Origin of the sequence: Shewanella sp. S1-49-MNA-CIBAN-0167, assembly GCF_040310145.1 — a bacterium.
GTDB lineage: Bacteria > Pseudomonadota > Gammaproteobacteria > Enterobacterales > Shewanellaceae > Shewanella > Shewanella psychromarinicola.
Window position 1 is genome coordinate 1 of record NZ_JBEOPO010000280.1, and the last position, 269, is coordinate 269.

The window sequence follows — 269 nt, forward strand, 5'->3', positions numbered from 1 at the left end:
GTACAGAGATGCCTGCAGCGTAATTGACATAAATATCTGCGATGGCTTCAACATCAAATACAGGGCGAATAAGCCCTTTAGAAGGACTGGCCTTTTTACATTCAAAAATAAACTGAGCATTAGGTGCTTTCAGGGCATCGTATAAGCTACGGTCAGATATTTTAGGCTGTAGACTGGCTTCAGGGAAACGCAGTTTTAGCGCGGCGATATGTGCCACTTTAGTATCAACGATACGGGTTAATACATTACTTTCTGGCTTACTCATGGTG

1 pseudogene is annotated in these 269 nt (G+C 42.8%); it reads right to left on the reverse strand.

Features of this window, described 5'->3' with window-relative positions:
• Nucleotides 1–269: pseudogene (locus AAEZ00_RS21315) on the reverse strand (bifunctional indole-3-glycerol-phosphate synthase TrpC/phosphoribosylanthranilate isomerase TrpF); the annotation flags it as partial.